Here is a 481-nt window from a genome sequence, read left to right on the forward strand (position 1 = left end):
GAATTGAACTGCGCGAACACCTTCGTCACATAGTCGCCCCAGCCGGTCGAGATCGGGTCGACGGCCAGTTCGACCTTGACGTTGGGGTATTTTTTGTTGAAGCGGGCAATGGCATTGGTCATCGCCGCCATTTCGGCGTCGCCACCGAAACCCTGCACTTTCAGTGTCGCCGAGACATCGGATTGCGCAAAGGCACGTCCGACGCCGGCGCCGACGAGCGCAGCCGCAGATGTAGCCAGCAGCGTGCGCCGCGAAATATCCTGCATATCATCCTCCCATGCGCCTCTGCCGGCGCGTTTCCATTCATTCGAATTGTCGAAACGTTTCGTGTTCGGGTCTCAAAAAATCGCGGCCTGGTCCTCCCCAAATCCCGCGACGTCAATTTGCCAAGTCGAAACGTTTCGTATAACAGCAAAGACAGCCCTGTTTGGCAAGAGGGCGTAATTAAAAACAGTCGGAGGGGGAATGGCCACCATCAAGG

1 protein-coding gene is annotated in these 481 nt (G+C 56.8%); it reads right to left on the bottom strand.

What is annotated here, in order from left to right:
- The coding region (locus AC1D0P_RS28870; RefSeq protein ID WP_477679870.1) for a hypothetical protein at window positions 1-266 on the bottom strand (266 nt) is incomplete at its 3' end.
- Window positions 267-481 lie beyond the last annotated feature (215 nt).

This window comes from Polaromonas sp. P1_G2, from assembly GCF_056405515.1.